This window comes from Helicobacter cetorum MIT 99-5656 (assembly GCF_000259275.1).
GTDB classification, from domain to species: Bacteria; Campylobacterota; Campylobacteria; order Campylobacterales; family Helicobacteraceae; genus Helicobacter; species Helicobacter cetorum.
Genome location: NC_017735.1, coordinates 703,891 through 722,918, shown reverse-complemented (window position 1 = coordinate 722,918; position 19,028 = coordinate 703,891). Strand labels below are relative to the sequence as shown.

Sequence of the window (19,028 nt, the reverse complement as noted above, 5' to 3'; positions counted from 1 at the left end):
TATTTTATAAAGAAAGGACAACACATGGGAAAAGTTATTGGAATTGATTTAGGGACAACCAACTCTGCAATGGCTGTATATGAAGGCAATGAAGCTAAGATTATTGCTAATAAGGAAGGTAAAAACACCACTCCTTCTATTGTAGCATTTACTGATAAGGGCGAAATTTTAGTGGGTGAGAGCGCTAAAAGACAAGCGGTTACTAACCCAGAAAAGACTATTTATTCTATTAAAAGAATTATGGGTTTGATGTTTAATGAAGACAAGGCTAAAGAGGCTGAAAAACGCTTGCCTTATAAGATTGTAGATAGAAATGGGGCTTGTGCGATTGAGATTGCCGGCAAAGTTTATACCCCCCAAGAAATTTCAGCCAAAATTTTAATGAAACTCAAAGAAGATGCTGAGAGCTATTTAGGAGAGAGCGTTACAGAGGCGGTTATCACTGTTCCAGCTTATTTTAACGATAGCCAAAGAAAGGCGACTAAAGAAGCAGGCACTATTGCTGGGCTTAATGTTTTAAGAATCATCAATGAGCCTACTTCTGCGGCATTAGCGTATGGCTTAGATAAAAAAGAGAGCGAAAAAATCATGGTTTATGATTTAGGTGGGGGAACTTTTGATGTTACCGTGCTAGAAACCGGCGATAATGTTGTAGAAGTTTTAGCCACAGGGGGCGATGCGTTCTTAGGGGGCGATGATTTTGATAATCGTGTGATTGATTTCTTAGCGAGTGAATTTAAAGATGAAACAGGCATTGAGATTAAAAACGATGTTATGGCGCTCCAACGCTTAAAAGAGGCCGCTGAAAACGCCAAGAAAGAATTAAGCTCTGCAACTGAAACTGAAATCAATTTGCCTTTCATCACAGCGGACGCTACAGGACCTAAGCACTTGGTTAAAAAGCTCACTAGGGCTAAGTTTGAAAGCTTGACAGAAGATTTAGTGGAAGAGACTATTTCTAAGATTGAAAGCGTGATTAAGGATGCAGGGCTATCTAAGAATGAGATTTCAGAAGTGGTTATGGTGGGTGGTTCTACTCGTATTCCTAAGGTTCAAGAAAGGGTGAAAGAATTTATCAACAAAGACTTGAATAAGAGTGTGAATCCTGATGAAGTTGTAGCCGTGGGTGCGAGCATTCAAGGGGGCGTGTTAAAAGGCGATGTGAAAGATGTGCTTTTACTAGATGTTACACCATTAAGCCTAGGGATTGAGACTTTAGGGGGCGTGATGACTAAAGTCATTGATAGAGGCACTACTATTCCAGCTAAAAAATCTCAAGTGTTCTCTACGGCTGAAGATAACCAACCAGCTGTGTCTATTATGGTTTTACAAGGTGAAAGAGAATTAGCAAGAGACAATAAATCTTTGGGTAAATTTGATTTGCAAGGCATTGCTCCAGCTCCTAGAGGTGTGCCTCAAATTGAAGTAACCTTTGATATTGACGCTAATGGTATCTTAACCGTGAGCGCACAAGATAAAAATACCGGTAAAAGCCAAGAGATTAAAATTTCTGGTTCTAGCGGATTAAGTGATAGCGAAATTGAAAAAATGGTTAAAGACGCTGAGTTGCACAAAGAAGAAGACGCTAGAAGAAAAGAAGTGATTGAAGCAAGAAATCAAGCCGATAGCCTAGCACACCAAACCCAAAAGAGCCTTGATGAGCATAAGGCGAACTTGAATGAAAATGATGTGAATGAGATTCAAAATGCGATTAACGCTCTTAAAGATTGCGTGAAAAATGATAACGCCACAAAAGCTGAGCTTGAAGATAAATCTAAGGCTTTAGCTCAAGTGGCTCAAAAACTAGGCGAGGCTATGGCAAATAAAAATAACGCCGAAGGGCCTAAGAAAAAAGATGATGATGTGATTGATGCGGAAGTGGAGTAAAACCCACTTTCACGCCCCCTTTTAAGCTTGTTTCTTATACCCATTTATTCATTGCTTTTTTCTTTTTTCTATTCTCTTGGGAGAGTGGGGAATCAGAGTTGGTTATGTTTGACTTGGTTGCTTGTTTGTATGATATTTTTTTATTCTCTTAATTTATTTAAGCCCAACTTAAAGAACGCCATGCCAAAATTTCGCTTAGTTTTTAGGTAATTTCAAATGATATTACATTGAGATGTTAATGCACCCCCAAATTTTCGGGGGGGGGGGGCATTTAGAAGTTAGATTTTAAAATAGCTTCAAAAATGATGATTTGGGAGAGAGATATGTTTGCTTCACTTGGTGCAAGAATTGTTGCGGTAGTGCTTGTAGCCCTGATTTTGCTAGGAGGCTTTTCTATAAGCATTGTTCAAATTATGCAAAGAGATGTTTTGACTGACCTTATGCAACACTTACAAAGTGGTCAATATAAAAAGCGTGAAAAAACACTCGCTTATACGACCAAGCTTCTTGAACAGGGGATTTCTGAATATTATAAAGGTTTTGATAATATTACTGCAAGAAAGATGGCACTAGATTATTTTAAGCGCATTAACGATGATAAAGGCATGATTTATATGGTTGTAGTGGATAAAAATGGGGTAGTATTGTTTGACCCTGTTAATCCCCAAACCATAGGCAAATCAGGTCTTAGTGCCCAAAGTGCTGATGGGGTGTATTATGTTCGAGGTTACTTGGAGGCTGCAAAAAAAGGTGGGGGCTATACTTATTATGAAATGCCCAAAGTTGATGGGGGTGTTCCGGAGAAAAAATTTGCCTACTCTCATTATGATGAAGTGTCTCAAATGGTTATTGTAGCAACTTCGTATTATTCTGACATCAATACTGAAAATAAGGCAATTGTGAAAAATATAGATAATCTTTTCAAACAAAACTCTACTAAATTGTTTGTTTATCTTGCGATAGCGACAATTATTTTAGGCATTATTGCTTTGATTTATGCACGCATTAGAATTGTAAGGCGTATTGATGGATTAGTAGTTAAGGTTAATGCTTTTAGTCGTGGAGATAAGGATTTAACGGCAAAAATTGATGTGGATAAGCGCAATGATGAAATCTCACAAGTAGGCAATGGTGTCAATCTGTTTGTAGAGAATGTGCGTTTGATTATAGAAGAGATTAAAGGGATTTCTACTCTCAATAAGACTTCAATGGATAAGCTGGTCAAAATTACAACTGAAACGCAAAAAAGCATGAAAGATTCATCTGTAACTTTAAATTCTGTTAGGGAAAAGGCCACAGATGTTGCCGGCGTGATGAGTGCTTCTATAGAGCAATCTCAAGCCTTACGCAAGCGTTTGGTTGAAACTCAAGGTTTGGTTCAAGAGAGCAAGAATGCAATTGAGGATTTATTCGCTCAAATTACGGAGAGTGCACACACTGAAGAAGAATTAGCTAACAAGGTGGAACAACTAAGCAAGAATGCTGATGATGTTAAGTCCATTTTACACATCATCAATGATATTGCTGACCAAACGAATTTGTTAGCCCTAAATGCCGCCATTGAAGCCGCTCGTGCAGGCGAACATGGTAGGGGCTTTGCGGTGGTGGCTGATGAAGTTAGAAATTTAGCAGGACGCACTCAAAAATCTTTAACCGAAATCAATTCTACTATTGGAGTGATTGTTCAAGAGATTAATGATGTAAGTTCACAAATGAATCTCAATTCGCAAAAAATTGAAGAACTCAGCAACATGAGCAAAGATGTCCAAGAAACTTATGAAAAAATGAGTGATAATCTAAGTTCAGTCGTTTTAGATAGCAATAAAAGCATGGATGACTACGCACAATCAGGGCGACAAATTGAAGCTATGGTGAATGATTTTGTAGTGGTTGAGAAAGTGGCTTCTGACACTTTGGCTAATTCTTCAGATATTTTGGATATTGCTACGCATGTGAGCGAAACGACTAAAAACTTAGATAAACAAGTGAATTTGTTTAAAACCTAGTTTTAGCTACAATAAGGGGGAGTTTATAAAAAGAGAGTTCAATTGTTAAAAGTATCTGTGATTACTGCAAGCTTTAATAGCGAAAAAACTATCCAGGACACCATTCTTTCGGTGCTTAATCAAACTTACAGAGATATTGAATACATCATTATAGATGGGGCTAGCACGGATAAAACTCTAGAAATTATTCAAAGATATCGTGATAGTATCGCTTGTGTGGTGAGTGAAAAAGATAAGGGCATTTATGATGCCATGAATAAAGGCATAAGGCGTGCGAGTGGGGATATTATTGCCTTATTAAATAGCGATGATTTTTACACAGATGAATTTGTGATAGAAAAAGTGGTGCATGAATTTGAAAAGAAGAATTGCGATAGCGTGTATGCTGATTTGGTTTTTGTGAAACCTAGTTGTTTGGAAAAAGTGGTGCGTTATTATGAAAGTGGGGAATTTAATCCTAAGACTTTTTTATATGGTGTTGTGCCAGCACACCCTACGCTATTTATCAAAAGAGAAATTTATGAACGCTATGGGTTATACAAAACAGATTATAAGATTTCAGCGGACTTTGAGATGATAATTCGTTTGTTTGTGGTGCAAAAAATTAGCTTTTCTTACTTAAAGGAAGTGTTAGTTAAAATGCGAACAGGGGGGGTTAGCACTCAAGGTTTTAAAAGTCTTTTGGTGCGAAATAGAGAAAATATCAGAGCATGCAAGGATAATAATATTCAAGCGAATTGGTTTTTAATGCTTTTAAAATACCCTAGAAAAATTATGGGTTTGTTTAAGAGAGCTTAGTTTAAAATGAAGCGATTAAGGAAAAATTGATATTGTATAGTTGTGTAAAATCTTGGCGGTGGTTATTGTGGGCGTAAGTAATTTTTCTTACTAATGGCACTTCAAGGCCTAGCTGTAATGACAGGTAACCGATAAAGTCCATAATCAAGCCAAAGCGAAAGGGGGCTTGAAAAAAAGTTTTTTTATTTCTATGTGTGATGGTGGCTTGCTTGATAGTATCTATGAATAACAGCCCTTCTTCTAAAGCGATGCCTAGATAGTTTCTCAAGCGATAGGTCTTTTTATTTAAAAAAATGAAAGATAAGTCTAATCCGCCCCCATAATTTTGTGCGATTAGGATTTGAGATTGTGTGAGTGAGACAGAATGCGAATAAGCGTAAGTGTTAAAGAGCCTGTAGCCTAATTTAGGGTGGTTTTTGAAAAAATGTTCCAAACCAGAAGCGGTGTTAAACCCAATATTATTGCTAAGAAAAGTGGTTTGTGAGCCTTGAGCAAGGATAGAATAGTGCGATTGCGAGTAAGTGTATCCAAAAATAAAGTAGAATTTAAGGCTATTTTTTAAAATATCTTCTAAGATTTGCTGGTTTTTTGTGGCTATTTGACTTTTTGTGGGAGGTACTTCATTTTTGTTTTTAAAATTTTCTAAGAATTGAGACCAAGTGATTTCTTGGCTCATCGCCCCCAAACACAATAGATTTAACAAAAAGACCACATTTAATGGTGCCTTCAAATTATCCCTTAGTATAAGTGTGTTGTTATATTGTGCCAAGTAATCTTAAATTGATTTATAATCAAAAGGAGTGTAGAAGTTTAGCTGGTGTGGAAAGCTACCCTTTTACCAAGTGTAGCCCCCACCAATACGCAATGCCACATATTCTGGAATGTTGTAATGACTCCATTTTTGCGTTTTTAGACTGGATTGAATGGATATATCAAACACTTTGTAAAATCCAATGCCTGCTGTTAAAATCATGCCATAATCCAAATTATCTTTTGCCATATTGCCCATAGCTCCAAATCTAAAATCAATATACTTAAAATCTAGCATAATTCCCCCACCAGTCATTTGACTTTTTTTAAAAGGCACAATGGAATTATTTTTTGTTAAGTCAAAATCCCAAGCTAGAGTTAAAAATTTATAATGATAAGCCAGACCCAAACGCACTTGAGGGTCAATGCGTAGAAATCCATTGTTGGCTCCTAAGCTAAACTTGGGGGCGTTGAGATATTTTCCTACAAGCCCCAAAGTAAAGCCTTTAATGGAATATGCTCCACCTAAATCTAGCCCAAAATGCGAAGTTTTTGGAATGTTATTAAAACTAAAATTATCTAAATTGACGCTATTAGCGATGTCATTAATGTTCCCACTAGCCTTTAAACCATAGCTCCCACTATAAATATATTTAAAAGTAGCCCCTATGCCAAAACGCCCAAATCTCGTATTAAAAGCATGCCCATAGCCTAATGGCACTTCTATTAAGACTAAAGCTTTAACGCCCCCTTGCAACTTCGCATTAGATGAGAGCAAGGAATGGGCGTTGTAATTAGCTTGTGAAGTTTCTCTTAGAGTGATAGAATGAGAACTAATTTGTGCTTGATAATAGGTGTTATTAATAGGAACAATAAGCTCTTTATAGTTTTTATCCGTTTTTACACCCGCTTCCATAAAAGCGCTTCCAAAAAGCCCTAGTCCAAACGACCCTACGAATTCTTTCTTACGCCCCCTATAATTGTATTGGAATACAAAGCCATTTTGCGAACTCGCCAAAAGCCCATTATTTTTAATGGAAGTGTTTGTCGTATTCACAAGCTGGATAATCTCGCTCGCTTGAGAACTTTCACTAGCATTGATAGTAATGCTAGAGCTATTATTTTCTAAGGCTTGGATAATGGATTTGTGATTAGATGTTTGTAGGTTGCTGATACTATTTTCAAGGTTATTCAATCCATTGTCATTTGAAAGGTTATTTGCGAGCGATAAAAGATTGGTTTGTCCTGCTTGAAGATTAAAGCTATAACCAAATTTAGACTTTTCGTCCATATCTAGCAAGGCCGGATTATAATACAACGCCCATTGAGAATTTTCTAAAGCCACGCCAGCACCACCTAATCCCATAGACACATTTCCCATACCACCAAATTCTAAGGCTTGAAGCAATGCTGGGGCTAACAATAAGCCACAACAACATTGAGCTATTTCTTTGGTATTTAATGTTTTTGACATAACTATCCTTTTACTTAATTTTTAAAACATTGATTTCAAGGCATTGAGTATGAAATGATTGATAAAAAAATTTATCAAAAAATTGTATTTTTTTTTTCTTAAAAAGCCATAAAATAACAGGATAGGGCTTTTTAAGAAAGAATAGAGAAACATAGCCCCTTTTAATCTTAAAAAGGGCTCATTGCTTGTGCTTAGAACTATCTTTTTAACTCTTTTTCTAGTTTTGCTATAGCATTCCAAGTAGAAATCACGCTATCGGGGTTTAAAGAAATGGAAGTGATGCTTTCTTTAACCAAAAATTCCGCCACTTCAGGGTAATCGCTTGGGGCTTGTCCACAAATCCCACAATATTTATGATGTCTTTTACAGGCTTCAATCGCTCTTTTAAACATTTCTAGCATAGCAGGGTTTCTTTCATCAAAGACATGGCTTACTAGTTCGCTATCTCTATCCACGCCTAAGGTAAGCTGGGTTAAATCGTTTGAACCAATAGAAAAACCATCAAACAAACTTAAGAAATCATCAGCCAAGATTACATTAATGGGCAATTCACACATGATATAAATTTCAAGACCATTTTTACCGGATTCTAGGTTGTTTTTTCTTAGGATTTCTAGGACTTTTTTACCTTCTTCAATGGTGCGTAAAAAAGGAATCATAATTTTCATGTTAGTTAAGCCCATTTCTTCTCTTACTAACGCCAAAGCTTCACATTCCCATGAAAACGCTTCATTATAGCGTTCTGAATAATACCGACTAGCTCCCCTATAACCAAGCATGGGGTTTTCTTCATGGGGTTCATAGCTTGAACCTCCAAGCATTCGCATGTATTCGTTAGATTTGAAATCGCTTGTGCGAACGATGACAGGCTTAGGATAAAACGCCGCACTTATCATGCCTATGCCTTCAGCGATTTTTTTCACAAAGAAATCTTTAGGGTTAGCATAGCCCGCCATTAAGTTTTCAATCTCATTTTTTTCTTTTACTGGCTTTTTGTGGTGTAAATCCACTAAGGCTAAGGGGTGGGCTTTAATTTGATTTAAGATAATCATCTCCATTCTAGCTAATCCCACACCATGGTTAGGAAGTTGAGAAAACCCAAAGGCTTTTTCAGGGTTTCCAATATTGACATAAATTTTAGTCTTTGTCTCTTCTAAGCAAGAGAGTTCAACCCTTTCAATTTCATGCTCATAAATGCCTGCATACACATAGCCTTCTTCACCTTCTGCACAAGAGACAGTGATTTCCATACCGGTATAGAGTCTATCGGTTGCCCCACTAGCTCCAACAATGGCTGGCACACCAATTTCTCTAGCCACAATAGCGGCATGACAGGTGCGTCCCCCACGATTAGTAATCACTGCACTCGCCTTTTTCATGCAAGGCTCCCAGTCTGGGTCAGTATTATCAGTTACTAAAATTTCGCCTTCTTTGAAAGAATTCATATGCTCCAAGTCGTTAATAATACGCACTTTTCCTGAGCCAATTTTATTGCCAATAGCCCTACCTTGCAAGATAATCTCTTTCTTTTCGTTAGGGTTCTTGAATTTAAATTTTTCAAAGACTTGATTGTTGTTTTTATTTTTTTGGCTTTGAACCGTTTCTGGGCGAGCCTGAACGATAAAGATTTCCCCACTGTTGCCATCTTTTGCCCATTCTATATCCATAGGGCGATAAGTCCCAGCTTCTTTGGTATAGTGCTTTTCAATTTCAATGGCGTATTTAGCTAAAATCAGCACATCTTCATCGCTCAATGAAAAAGATTGCAATTCTTTTTGAGTGGTTTCAATGTTTTTAGTAGGGTGTTCGCTTCCCCTTGGAGCATAAACCATTTTTTGAAACTTATTACCCAATTGTCTCTTAATGATAGGGCGTTTATTTTGCTCTAAAGTCGGCTTAAACACATAAAATTCATCAGGATTTACCATGCCACCTACGACATTTTCACCTAGCCCCCAAGCTGAAGTGATAAAAACCGCATCTTTAAAGCCAGTTTCTGTATCAATAGAAAACATGACTCCTGCACTACTTTTATCGGCTCGCACCATTTTTTGCACCCCCACACTCAGTGCGACTTTCAAATGGTCAAACCCACGACTGGCTCTATAGCTAATCGCTCTATCAGTAAAAAGTGATGCTATACAAGACTTGATATAATGGACTAATTCTGTTTTACCCTTGATGTTCAAATAAGTGTCTTGTTGACCGGCAAAAGAAGCATCGGGCAAATCTTCAGCTGTAGCACTTGAACGCACTGCCACATCAGCTTCTTTCATATCATATTGTTGGCTTAAAATCTCATAGGCTTGAAAAATTTCATCTCTCAAATCTGTAGGAAACGGCGTGCCAAAAATAAGCTCTCTGATTTTTTTAGAACGCACTTTTAGCACATCAATTTCGGTGGCATCAACATTCTCTAAAAGCTCTATAATCTTTTGTTTAACCCCACCTTGCTCCAAGAGATACCAATACGCTTCGCTAGTGATTGCAAAACCATCAGGCACTTTGATACCAATAGGCACTAATTCTTGAAACATCTCGCCAATACTAGCGTTCTTGCCCCCAACCAAATTCACATCTTTATTATTCAACTCTTTGAAAAATTTGATATATCGCACAAAACTTCCTTAAAAACAATGATTAAGTATTAGAAACAACAATAAAATGATAGATAAAATCATAGCTAAATTGTAGCCAAATCGCATTGTAACATGGTATCGCTTTACTTTAAGATAGTTTATCGCTTAACGCTTCTATAAGGTTTAGTATTTTTAGTTAATTTATAATTTTATTGTATAATCAGCGGTTAGTTAAGCGATTAAATTTTAAAAGGTTTTTGCGTAGTGTGTAAGCAATGGTTGCTGAATTTATTTTGTGTTGTTTTTTTGCAAGCTTGCTTACAGCCTATGCATGACCCTATGCCTGAGAAAGTGGACTCGCAAGTTCAGTGTGGGTTTGGCTCGGTGGATTGTTAGATTTTAAGGAAAGATAAGACCAAATAATGAGTGCGGAACTGATTGCCGTTTATAAAGACGAACAGATAATAGATTTAGAGAGTGCGAAGGTCTTAGGACTAAGCGATGGCATTAAGGTGCTTGGGGGTTCAGAGCCGATATATTTTGATGATTCACCTTTAGCTTTAGAAGTGATTAGGCATTCGTGTGCACACTTGCTCGCTCAAAGTTTGAAAGCCCTTTACCCTGATGCAAAGTTTTTTGTAGGACCTGTGGTGGAAGAAGGGTTTTACTACGATTTTAAGACCGCTTCAAAAATTAGCGAAGAAGATTTGCCTAAAATTGAAGCTAAAATGAAAGAGTTTGCGAAGTCTAAACTCGCTATCACTAAAGAGACTTTGACTAGAGAAGAGGCTTTAGAGCGTTTTAAGGGCGATGAATTAAAGTATGCCGTGATGAGTAAAATTAGTGGCGATGAATTTGGGGTGTATAGACAAGGCGCATTTGAAGATTTATGCAAAGGGCCTCACTTACCAAACACTCGCTTTTTACACAGCTTTAAGCTCACTAAACTCGCTGGAGCTTATCTAGGTGGTGATGAAAAAAATGAAATGCTAATTAGAATTTATGGTATTGCATTTGCTACTAAAGAAAGCCTAAAAGATTATCTTTTTCAAATTGAAGAGGCCAAAAAACGAGACCATAGAAAGTTAGGCACAGAACTAGGGCTTTTTAGCTTTGATGATGAAATAGGGGCGGGCTTACCCCTGTGGCTACCTAAGGGAGCAAGACTTAGAAAACGCATAGAAGATTTATTGAGTAAGGCGTTACTTTTAAGGGGCTATGAGCCTGTAAGAGGCCCTGAGATTTTAAAAAGCGATGTGTGGAAAATTAGCGGACATTATGATAATTATAAAGAGAACATGTATTTTACCACGATTGATGAGCAAGAATATGGCATAAAGCCTATGAATTGCGTGGGGCATATTAAAGTTTATCAAAATGCTTTGCATAGCTACAGAGAATTACCTTTAAGGTTTTATGAATACGGCGTGGTGCATAGGCACGAAAAAAGTGGCGTGTTGCATGGGCTTTTAAGAGTGAGAGAGTTTACTCAAGATGACGCTCATATTTTTTGCTCCTTTGAACAGATTCAAAGCGAAGTGAGTGCGATTTTAGATTTTACGCATAAAATTATGAGTGCGTTTAATTTCAGCTATGAAATGGAGCTATCCACTCGCCCTACTAAATCCATTGGCGATGATAAGGTATGGGAAAAAGCCACAAACGCTCTTAAAGAGGCTCTAAAAGAACACCATATTGATTATAAAGTTGATGAAGGTGGGGGGGCTTTCTATGGGCCTAAGATTGATATTAAAATTACAGATGCCTTAAAACGCAAATGGCAATGTGGCACGATTCAAGTGGATATGAATTTGCCCGAACGCTTTAAGCTCGCTTTCACTAACGAGCATAATGAAGCCGAACAACCGGTGATGATTCACAGAGCGATTTTAGGCTCGTTTGAAAGATTTATTGCGATTTTAAGCGAGCATTTTGGGGGTAATTTCCCTTTCTTTGTCGCACCCACTCAAATTGTGCTTATTCCTATCAATGAGGAGCATTATCATTTTGCCCTAGAGCTTAAAGGAGAATTAAAAAAGCGTGAGATTTTTGTAGAAGTGCTAGATAAAAACGACAGCTTGAATAAAAAGGTGCGACTAGCTGAAAAGCAAAAAATTCCTATGATTTTAGTTCTAGGTAATGAAGAAGTAGAGACAAAAATTTTATCCATTAGAGATAGAGAAAAGCAAACCCAATATAAAATGCCTTTAAAGGAGTTTTTAAACATGGTTGAATCTAAAATGCAAGAGGTTAGTTTTTGAGTAAAAACGAAGTATTGTTAAACGAAGATATTAATTTTAAAGAAGTGCGTTGTGTAGGTGATGATGGCGAAGTGCATGGCATTATTTCTTCAAGAGAAGCGTTAAATATTGCCCGTAACTTGGGGCTAGATTTGGTGTTGATTTCAGCGAATGCAAAGCCCCCTGTATGTAAGGTCATGGATTATAATAAATTCCGCTATCAAAATGAAAAGAAAATTAAAGAGGCCAAGAAAAAGCAAAAGCAAATTGAAATCAAAGAGATTAAGCTCTCTACTCAAATCGCACAAAATGACATCAATTATAAAGTCAAACATGCAAGAGAGTTTATTGAAGCTAACAAGCATGTGAAATTTAAAGTTGTTTTAAAGGGTAGGGAGAGCCAAAACCCTAGAGCGGGTCTTGATGTGCTTTTTAGAGTGCAGACAATGATGGAGGATTTAGCCAATCCTGAAAGAGAGCCTAAAACTGAAGGGCGTTTTGTCTCATGGATGTTTGTGCCTAAAAAAGACCAAGAGAGTGTCAAAACTAAGAAAAACCATAAAGAAATAAGTAACGCTCAAACTAGCCATACTCAACCCCCCTTTAATAGCATTAACCTTATGAAAGGAGAAAATCATGCCAAAAATGAAGACTAATCGTGGTGCGTCAAAGCGTTTCAAAGTTAAAAAGAACTTAGTTAAGCGTGGCAGTGCTTTTAAGAGTCATATCTTGACTAAAAAAAGCCCTAAGCGTAAAGCTAATTTGAATGCACCAAAACATGTGCATCACACCAATATGAATTCTGTCATGTCTTTACTCTGTAAAGCATAAGAGCAGTTTGGTTGAGCAGCCCCTTATTTTAAGGGAAAGTCGTTTTTAAAAAACGCACCTAAAAATTTTAAAAGAAAGGTAAAGAAATGAGAGTTAAAACAGGCGTTGTGCGTAGAAGACGCCATAAGAAAGTCTTAAAACTCGCTAGAGGGTTTTATAGTGGCAGAAGAAAGCATTTTAGAAAGGCTAAGGAGCAGCTTGAAAGAAGCATGTGTTATGCTTTCAGAGACCGCAAGCAAAAGAAAAGAGATTTTAGAAGTTTGTGGGTAGTGAGAATCAATGCAGCTTGCAGAATGCATGATACAAGTTATTCACGCTTTATGCATGCTTTAAAGTTGGCTAATGTTGAATTAGACCGCAAGGTTTTAGCAGACATGGCTATGAATGATATGCAGGCGTTTGTGAGCGTGCTAGAGAGCGTGAAAGAACATCTTTAGTCCTTTAGGCACTTAGTTTTTATATAGTTTTCGTAGGGGGGGGGGTTAAGAAGTTTTACTTTAGGGATAAAATTTCTTAAAATCTGTTTGACTTCATCTATTCTTCAATTAAGACCCATAATTTAATCAAAAAGAAAGTAAAATTATAGTAGCATGTAGCATTTGAAACTCAACATAGAGAAATGTAGAAGGAAGGAATACATGAAAAAATCTGTTATCGCAGGTGCTATCTCTCTAGTTGTGGCGACTTTGTTGTCAGCAGAGACGCCCAAGCAAGAGATGGCAACTAAAGCAAGCCCCATAAAGGGAGAGAGAAACGCTGCCTTTATAGGAATTGATTATCAATTAGGTATGCTTAGCACAACGGCTCAAAATTGCTCTAGTGCGAATTGTAATGGGAGTCAAAGTGCGGGTTATGGTTCTAATGCTACAAAGCCTATTACTTATGGTGCTTTAGGGACTCGTGGGTATAAGGGCTTAAGCAATCAGCAATACGCTATCAATGGTTTTGGAGTTATGGTAGGGTATAAGCATTTCTTTAAAAAGTCGCCACAATTTGGGTTGCGTTATTATGGTTTTTTTGATTTCGCAAGTTCGTATTACAAATACAATGAGTTCAACGCCGAAGGGCTACAAACAGCCCGTGTAGGCTCACAAAATTATATGTTTGGCTATGGTGCAGGAACAGATGTGTTGCTTAACCCAGCCATTTTTAATCGTGAGAATTTGCATTTTGGTTTTTTCTTAGGCATTGCGGTGGGTGGCACTTCTTGGGGTCCAACCAATCATTACTTTAAAAATTTAGCGAGCGAATATAAGGGAAGTTTTAGCCCTTCAAATTTCCAATTTTTAGTCAATGGGGGAATCCGCTTAGGCACTAAGCATCAAGGTTTTGAAATTGGGTTAAAAATCCAAACGATTCGCAATAACTATTATGTGGCTAGTGCCGATGATGTTCCTAAGGGAATGACTTATAGATTCACCTTTCATCGCCCCTACGCCTTCTATTGGCGTTACATCGTCAGTTTCTAGGAATTTTTTTGGTCTTACAGGTTCTCTAAAAAGAGAGCTTGATTGGATTAGATTTTTGTTCTTCAAGCCTTTTAGTCTCTTGTGTCTTTTCTTGTGGTGGTAGTTATGAGTTTAATTTGGCTTTAGAAATGGTTTCACTCTCAACTAGATAAATACTTATTGCGGGGTGTTTAAATCAAATTCAGCATGGATTTTTCAGAAGATATTTGGATAACTAAGTTATATTTAATCAAGTAGATGATAGAATTTTCTTTGGTTTCGTAACTTGAAGTTGGAGTATTTTGATGAGTAAACTAGCGTATTCTTTGCTATTTATAGGGTTTTTTTGTGGGGCGTTCTTGAAAGCAAATGGGTTCAAGGATATGGATAACAAACAGCTTGCTGAACAAGCGGGAAAGGTTTCGCCCAAAGAGATTCCGGAATTTCGTGCAGAAGTTAATAAGCGATTAAAGGCAATGGGTCAGGAAGAGCGTAAGCAATATAAGGCGGAATTCAAAAAGGCAATAAGCAAGAATTTGGGTTCTTTGAGTCAGGAAGAACGCAAGAAGCGTGAGCAAGAGATTCTTAAAGTGATTTCTGATAGGAAGAAAACAATGACCATGAAAGAGTATCGCAAACAGCAGCTAGATTTGGATAGTTGTGCTTGTGAAGGGCCTTTCCATGAGCATAAGAAAAAGGAATTTCACGAGAAGAAAAAATCAGGCTCTCATAAGCATTAGAGTGTTTTTTGGCGTTTTAGAAGTTTAGAGTCTAAAATTTTAGATAGTGTTTGTATTTTTTAGATATTTATAGTATCATACTTATAGGAAAGACTCTTTGAAAGTCTAAGTCTCTATGACCAAGATAGCTTTAGTTCTATTGAATTTTTAAATTAAAAGAGGTTTTTTAAATGAATAGTAATATCAAGTTCTGTTGTTATAACGGAGCATATAGGAGTTTAGCGTGAAACGGATTTTATTTTTTGTGGTAGCTGTAGGGTTTTTATTGCAAGCAGAGACAACTATTAGCACTACAATTGACCCCAATGTAATGTTTTATGATAACTCCACGGGAAACATAAAAAAAGACCGCAAGAAAGTCTTAAAAAACATGGTTAATCTAGAGAAAGAGCGGGTAAAGGGATTCAACCAGTATTCTGAAACCAAGATGAGTAAGGGCGACTTATCCGCTTTTGGAGCTTTCTTTAAGGGGAGTTTGGAGAGCTGTGTTAAGCAAGGAATTTGTTATTATGAGCATAAAGATGGTAAGGTTTCTTTTGTCGTTAATGACAGAGAAAAGTTTTATCAGCATGTGCTTAAGGACTTAGGAACGGAGCTTTCACTCCCCTTATTTAATTGGCTTTATAAAGGTTCAGATTTTGGAGCTCTGCATGAGCAGTTTGGAGATATGTATGATGGGTACATTAAATATCTAATCAGCATGGTTAGGGTAAGCCAAAAAGAAAAGACTAGAAAGGTCGATGCGGTTGCTCTTAAGAAAATGGAAGATCAAGCCAAGAAAGAAACTCAAACAGCGTTCAAGAAAAGGGGCGATGGCGAGTTTGAGCATCACGATAATAATGATAGCCCAGATTTCATAGGTGCTAAAAAAATAGGGAATCACTCTGCCGATATAAATCACAGCCCAAGCGGTGCAGCACTTCCTAGCAGTGCTAATGCAACTAAAGAGACAACTTCAAGCAACTCGACTGCATATTCAAAAAAGAAAAAGAAGCGTAAGAAGCGTAGTCGTGAAAATGCTGAGCAACAGGCTTTGCAACAAGAACTTGAAAAACATACGAGCATGGAGGGTAAGACTAAAAGCGATACTTCTCGTAAGTCCGAGAAAGAAAAAGGCTACACTAAATAGAATCTGTCTATGTTATAGGTAGGTTTTGCCTTTTCGCAAGTAGGTTCTGCTGTAGTGGTAGTTTAAAAACTCAATATTTTTGTGAAAAGCTAATCTTTTCTCAAAGGGGTTTGGATTTTAGCCATTTGATTGTGTCCGTTTTTTAGTTAGGACTCATTTTCTGTTTTTTAAGCTACTTTGGTGATTCCTTTTTTCTGTTGAACTTAATTGTGATGAACATAGTTTTTTGAAGTTCTTATGGCTTTTTATTCAAATGGTTTTCGTAGCTTTCATTTTAAAAGTAGCATTTTTTAAAAAATTCTAAAGATTTCTTTTTGAAAAACTAAAAACACAACCCAAAGTATCTTATAAAATACTAAGAAATGCCTTGTGCAAGCGGATTGGAGTGGTGGACTCTGTTTGGGTTCATCAGCACAGGTTATTTTGCTCTAGTATAGTCAGAGTCGGTGTGGTTGGATAGATGCTCACATGAGATGGCTTAACATATGAGTGAATATTAGTTTTGTTTTGAACAAGGATATTCAATGAGTGTTGTGAACTGATAAAAACTATAGGGTAAAAATAGCTTTTGTGTAAATGCAAGATAAAGCGTTGGTGCATGGCTTCTTTAGGCGTGAGTTTAACAAACTTTTTTCTTACCAGACATTCAATTTTAGGGCTTTTTGTGTCTGTATCACTTAAATTTAATTCTGTAATATAGGGCCTCAAATAGCCTTTTGTTACTTCTTCTAAATGTGGGTACATAGAAATCCTTTCGTAGTGAAGTGAATTAAGAAACTACTAAAACTTCATGGTGCTATGATAAAGGCTTATTAAACATTTTAGGTTAAACTACTACTAAAAACTCCCTATTGATAGAGATTAAAAAATAGCTATGCGTAATACGATTTTATTTGGCATTTTAATGATGTTTTTGGCTAATTTATGCTTTGGCATAATGAGCGCGTTTGTAAAAATCACAGCCAACTATTTTTCCCCTATGGAAAATGTGTTTTATCGTTCTGTTACTATGATGTTATTATTATTGCTAATTTATCCTTTCAAACCCTACCCTTTAAGGAGTTACAAAAAAGGCGGTTTTAGAAAGCTTGCTTTTAGGGCAGTTGTGGGGGGATTAGCGATGCTGGCGTTTTTTTATAATATTGAAAAAATTTCGCTTGCCACAGCGACAGCGTTTTCACAAAGCGCCCCTATTTATACAGTGCTACTCTCTTATTTTATGTTGAAAGAAAAGTTGCAAATGAGCGCGTTAATCTCAGCCGGTATTGGGCTAGTGGGGGTCGTGCTTATCTCAAATCCTAGTGTAGAAAATATAGGGCCTTTTGAAATTCTTATGGGCATTTTAAGTGGGGTCTTTGTGGCTTTGGCGTATGTAACTTTGAGAGATTTAAGAGAGTATTATGACAAGCAAGCCGTGATTTTGGCATTCGCCTTTGGCATGAGTGTGCTTGGGCTAGTTGGCATGTTTTTTGACATTCCTTTTTTATCTAACGGCATTCATACGCCTAGATTAGAGGATATTTTATGGATTTTTTTAATAGGAGTTAGTGGGACTTTAGGGCAATACTTCTTGACTTATGCCTACATGAACGCCCCCGCTGGAATTATTGCCCCTATTGAATACACCCGCATTATTTGGGGGCTACTATTAGGGCTGTATTTGGGCGATAAATTTTTAGATTTTAAAAGCTCTTTAGGGGTTCTACTCATTTTATTTTCTGGGTTGCTTATCGCCTTACCTGCTCTTTTAAAAGAATTGAGAAGTTTTAAATCATGCAACTAAGCCCTTTACAAAGCACGCTCCTATACTTTCGCTACCTTATCTACCCAAGGAAAAAAATAAGAAGCTTTGATGTGAGTGACTTAAGCTTTGTGCTACTAGCTATGGGAGTTTTGGTCTTAGGGCTATTAATGAGTAATGAAATTTCTATTAGCTATAACGAAGCTAAGGACTTTTTTTATGGTAATGCTTGGTTTATTAAAATCGCTCAAAAAAGCACTGAAATTTTGGGGCAAAATGATTTGGCTCTAAGACTACCCTTTTTGCTTTCTCATCTTATCAATATGCTTTTAATTTATCTCATAGGGCGAAAGATTTTAAAAAAACCCAAAGACGCTCTTTATGCTACTTTAACTTACGCTTTATTACCTGGGGCTAATCTCTTTGCGATTTTATTAGTTAAAAGTGTATTTGTGCTTAATCTTGGGCTTTTAATCAGCTACTTATTTGTAAAATCTCAAAAAATCCCCTATCTTAGCATTCTCTTATGCGTGTTTATAGATAGTGCGTTTATAACGCTTTTTTTGGGCTTGGGGGCTTATGCTTTAAGAATGCGTTATTTTAAGAGTTTGCTCTTTGCTTTTATTTGTTTGGGTATCAATATTACTCTTTTTAATGAAAGTTTTAAGGGCTTGCCTAGTGGGTATTTCCTACAAACTTGCTCAGAACTTCTCTTGTTGTATTCGCCATTATTCTTTGTTTATTACCCCTATACACTCTATAAAGCCCTTTTTGCTAAAAAGCCATCATTGCTCGCTTTCATTAGTGCAAGTGGCTGGCTTTGTCCTTTGCTTTTAAGCGTGCGTCAAGAGATAGATTTAAAAACTTTTGCTCCCCTAGCGTTAGTGGGCTTACCCCTATTCATTCAAAGCATGCTCAGTAATCTTAGGGTGCGTTTAAGAGAATTTAGGGGGCGGTATTATTTACGCATTTTTAGCCTGTATCTTTTAATGCTTGCTGAAACGCTGTTTTTATGGGGGAGCAAGGTTTCTAATGCTAATGAAAAATTATTGAATCGGCACTTCTTGGCAAAAGAAATCGCAACAGCCCTTCAAACAAGGGGTATTCATCAAATCCAAACCGATGACAAGCAACTCGCCCTAAGGCTCAAATTTTATGGCATTAAAGAAGGGGGGTATTTAAAACTTATTAATACTAAAAACTCTAAAAAACGCCCTGATATTGAAATTATCTATACAGATAAAATCTTGCAATCTTATAGTTTGGTGCGAATGCGTCATTGAGTTTGCTACAAACGAGTATCCAAAAGCTAAAAACAAAAACGCTTTTTTATTTTATTAAACAAATTCTTTAAAAAGCATTTTATCTAAAAAGCGATAGAATAACCTTAATCAAAAAAACTATG

The 19,028-nt window shown here is 36.9% G+C and carries 17 protein-coding genes; 13 read left to right on the top strand and 4 right to left on the bottom strand.

Annotated features, from left to right (window positions below):
* Positions 1-24 precede the first annotated feature (24 nt).
* The 3 genes from dnaK (at position 25) to HCD_RS03475 (ending at position 4,691) form a co-directional block, all read left to right on the top strand.
* A complete protein-coding gene (gene dnaK, locus HCD_RS03485; RefSeq protein ID WP_014659209.1) occupies positions 25-1,887 on the top strand; it encodes a molecular chaperone DnaK in 1,863 nt (620 codons plus the stop codon).
* Between the two features lie 323 nt (positions 1,888-2,210).
* Positions 2,211-3,893, top strand: coding sequence for a methyl-accepting chemotaxis protein (locus tag HCD_RS03480; protein ID WP_014659208.1), 1,683 nt, complete (start codon positions 2,211-2,213; stop codon positions 3,891-3,893).
* Between the two features lie 42 nt (positions 3,894-3,935).
* Positions 3,936-4,691, top strand: a complete 756-nt coding sequence (locus HCD_RS03475) for a glycosyltransferase family 2 protein (protein ID WP_014659207.1) — start codon at positions 3,936-3,938, stop codon at positions 4,689-4,691.
* Position 4,692: 1 nt separating this feature from the next.
* Here the strand turns inward: HCD_RS03475 and HCD_RS03470 are convergent, their stop codons facing one another.
* The 3 genes from HCD_RS03470 to ppsA all read right to left on the bottom strand — a co-directional run bounded on the left by HCD_RS03470 (position 4,693) and on the right by ppsA (position 9,533).
* A complete protein-coding gene (locus HCD_RS03470; protein ID WP_014659206.1) occupies positions 4,693-5,421 on the bottom strand; it encodes an outer membrane beta-barrel protein in 729 nt (242 codons plus the stop codon).
* Positions 5,422-5,526: 105 nt separating this feature from the next.
* Positions 5,527-6,915 (bottom strand): conjugal transfer protein TraF, encoded by a 1,389-nt coding sequence (gene traF / locus HCD_RS03465; protein ID WP_014659205.1) that lies wholly within the window; start codon positions 6,913-6,915, stop codon positions 5,527-5,529.
* Between the two features lie 197 nt (positions 6,916-7,112).
* Complete coding sequence (gene ppsA / locus HCD_RS03455; protein ID WP_014659203.1) at positions 7,113-9,533, bottom strand: pyruvate, water dikinase; 2,421 nt, start codon at positions 9,531-9,533, stop codon at positions 7,113-7,115.
* 225 nt (positions 9,534-9,758) lie between these two features.
* Here ppsA and HCD_RS09680 point away from each other — a divergent pair, with 225 nt between their 5' ends.
* The 8 genes from HCD_RS09680 (at position 9,759) to HCD_RS03420 (ending at position 15,882) form a co-directional block, all read left to right on the top strand.
* Positions 9,759-9,890: a hypothetical protein gene (locus HCD_RS09680; RefSeq protein ID WP_144005841.1), complete on the top strand. Its 132-nt coding sequence runs from the start codon at positions 9,759-9,761 to the stop codon at positions 9,888-9,890.
* A gap of 26 nt (positions 9,891-9,916) precedes the next feature.
* Positions 9,917-11,755 carry a threonine--tRNA ligase gene (gene thrS / locus HCD_RS03450; protein ID WP_014659202.1) on the top strand — a complete coding sequence of 613 codons (1,839 nt, stop codon included), beginning with the start codon at positions 9,917-9,919 and terminating at the stop codon, positions 11,753-11,755.
* On the top strand, positions 11,752-12,390 hold the full coding sequence (gene infC / locus HCD_RS03445) for a translation initiation factor IF-3 (RefSeq protein WP_014659201.1): 639 nt from the start codon (positions 11,752-11,754) through the stop codon (positions 12,388-12,390). The genes thrS and infC overlap by 4 nt, the downstream gene beginning before the upstream one ends.
* A complete protein-coding gene (rpmI, locus tag HCD_RS03440) occupies positions 12,371-12,565 on the top strand; it encodes a 50S ribosomal protein L35 (protein ID WP_014659200.1) in 195 nt (64 codons plus the stop codon). Before infC ends, rpmI begins: the two co-directional genes overlap by 20 nt.
* Before the next feature lie 86 nt (positions 12,566-12,651).
* Positions 12,652-13,002, top strand: coding sequence for a 50S ribosomal protein L20 (rplT, locus tag HCD_RS03435; RefSeq protein WP_014659199.1), 351 nt, complete (start codon positions 12,652-12,654; stop codon positions 13,000-13,002).
* Positions 13,003-13,203: 201 nt separating this feature from the next.
* On the top strand, positions 13,204-14,034 hold the full coding sequence (locus HCD_RS03430; protein ID WP_014659198.1) for an outer membrane protein: 831 nt from the start codon (positions 13,204-13,206) through the stop codon (positions 14,032-14,034).
* Positions 14,035-14,318: 284 nt separating this feature from the next.
* Positions 14,319-14,753, top strand: coding sequence for a DUF1104 domain-containing protein (locus tag HCD_RS03425; protein WP_014659197.1), 435 nt, complete (start codon positions 14,319-14,321; stop codon positions 14,751-14,753).
* Positions 14,754-14,976: 223 nt separating this feature from the next.
* Positions 14,977-15,882, top strand: coding sequence for a hypothetical protein (locus HCD_RS03420; protein ID WP_014659196.1), 906 nt, complete (start codon positions 14,977-14,979; stop codon positions 15,880-15,882).
* A gap of 408 nt (positions 15,883-16,290) precedes the next feature.
* Here HCD_RS03420 and HCD_RS03415 read toward each other — a convergent pair whose 3' ends face one another.
* Positions 16,291-16,626, bottom strand: a complete 336-nt coding sequence (locus HCD_RS03415) for a hypothetical protein (protein ID WP_014659195.1) — start codon at positions 16,624-16,626, stop codon at positions 16,291-16,293.
* 130 nt (positions 16,627-16,756) lie between these two features.
* Between HCD_RS03415 and HCD_RS03410 the strand changes: the two genes are divergently transcribed.
* Together HCD_RS03410 and HCD_RS03405 are read left to right on the top strand one after the other, a co-directional pair.
* Positions 16,757-17,665, top strand: a complete 909-nt coding sequence (locus HCD_RS03410) for a DMT family transporter (RefSeq protein ID WP_014659194.1) — start codon at positions 16,757-16,759, stop codon at positions 17,663-17,665.
* On the top strand, positions 17,656-18,906 hold the full coding sequence (locus HCD_RS03405) for a glycosyltransferase family 39 protein (RefSeq protein WP_014659193.1): 1,251 nt from the start codon (positions 17,656-17,658) through the stop codon (positions 18,904-18,906). Before HCD_RS03410 ends, HCD_RS03405 begins: the two co-directional genes overlap by 10 nt.
* Positions 18,907-19,028: the final 122 nt, after the last annotated feature.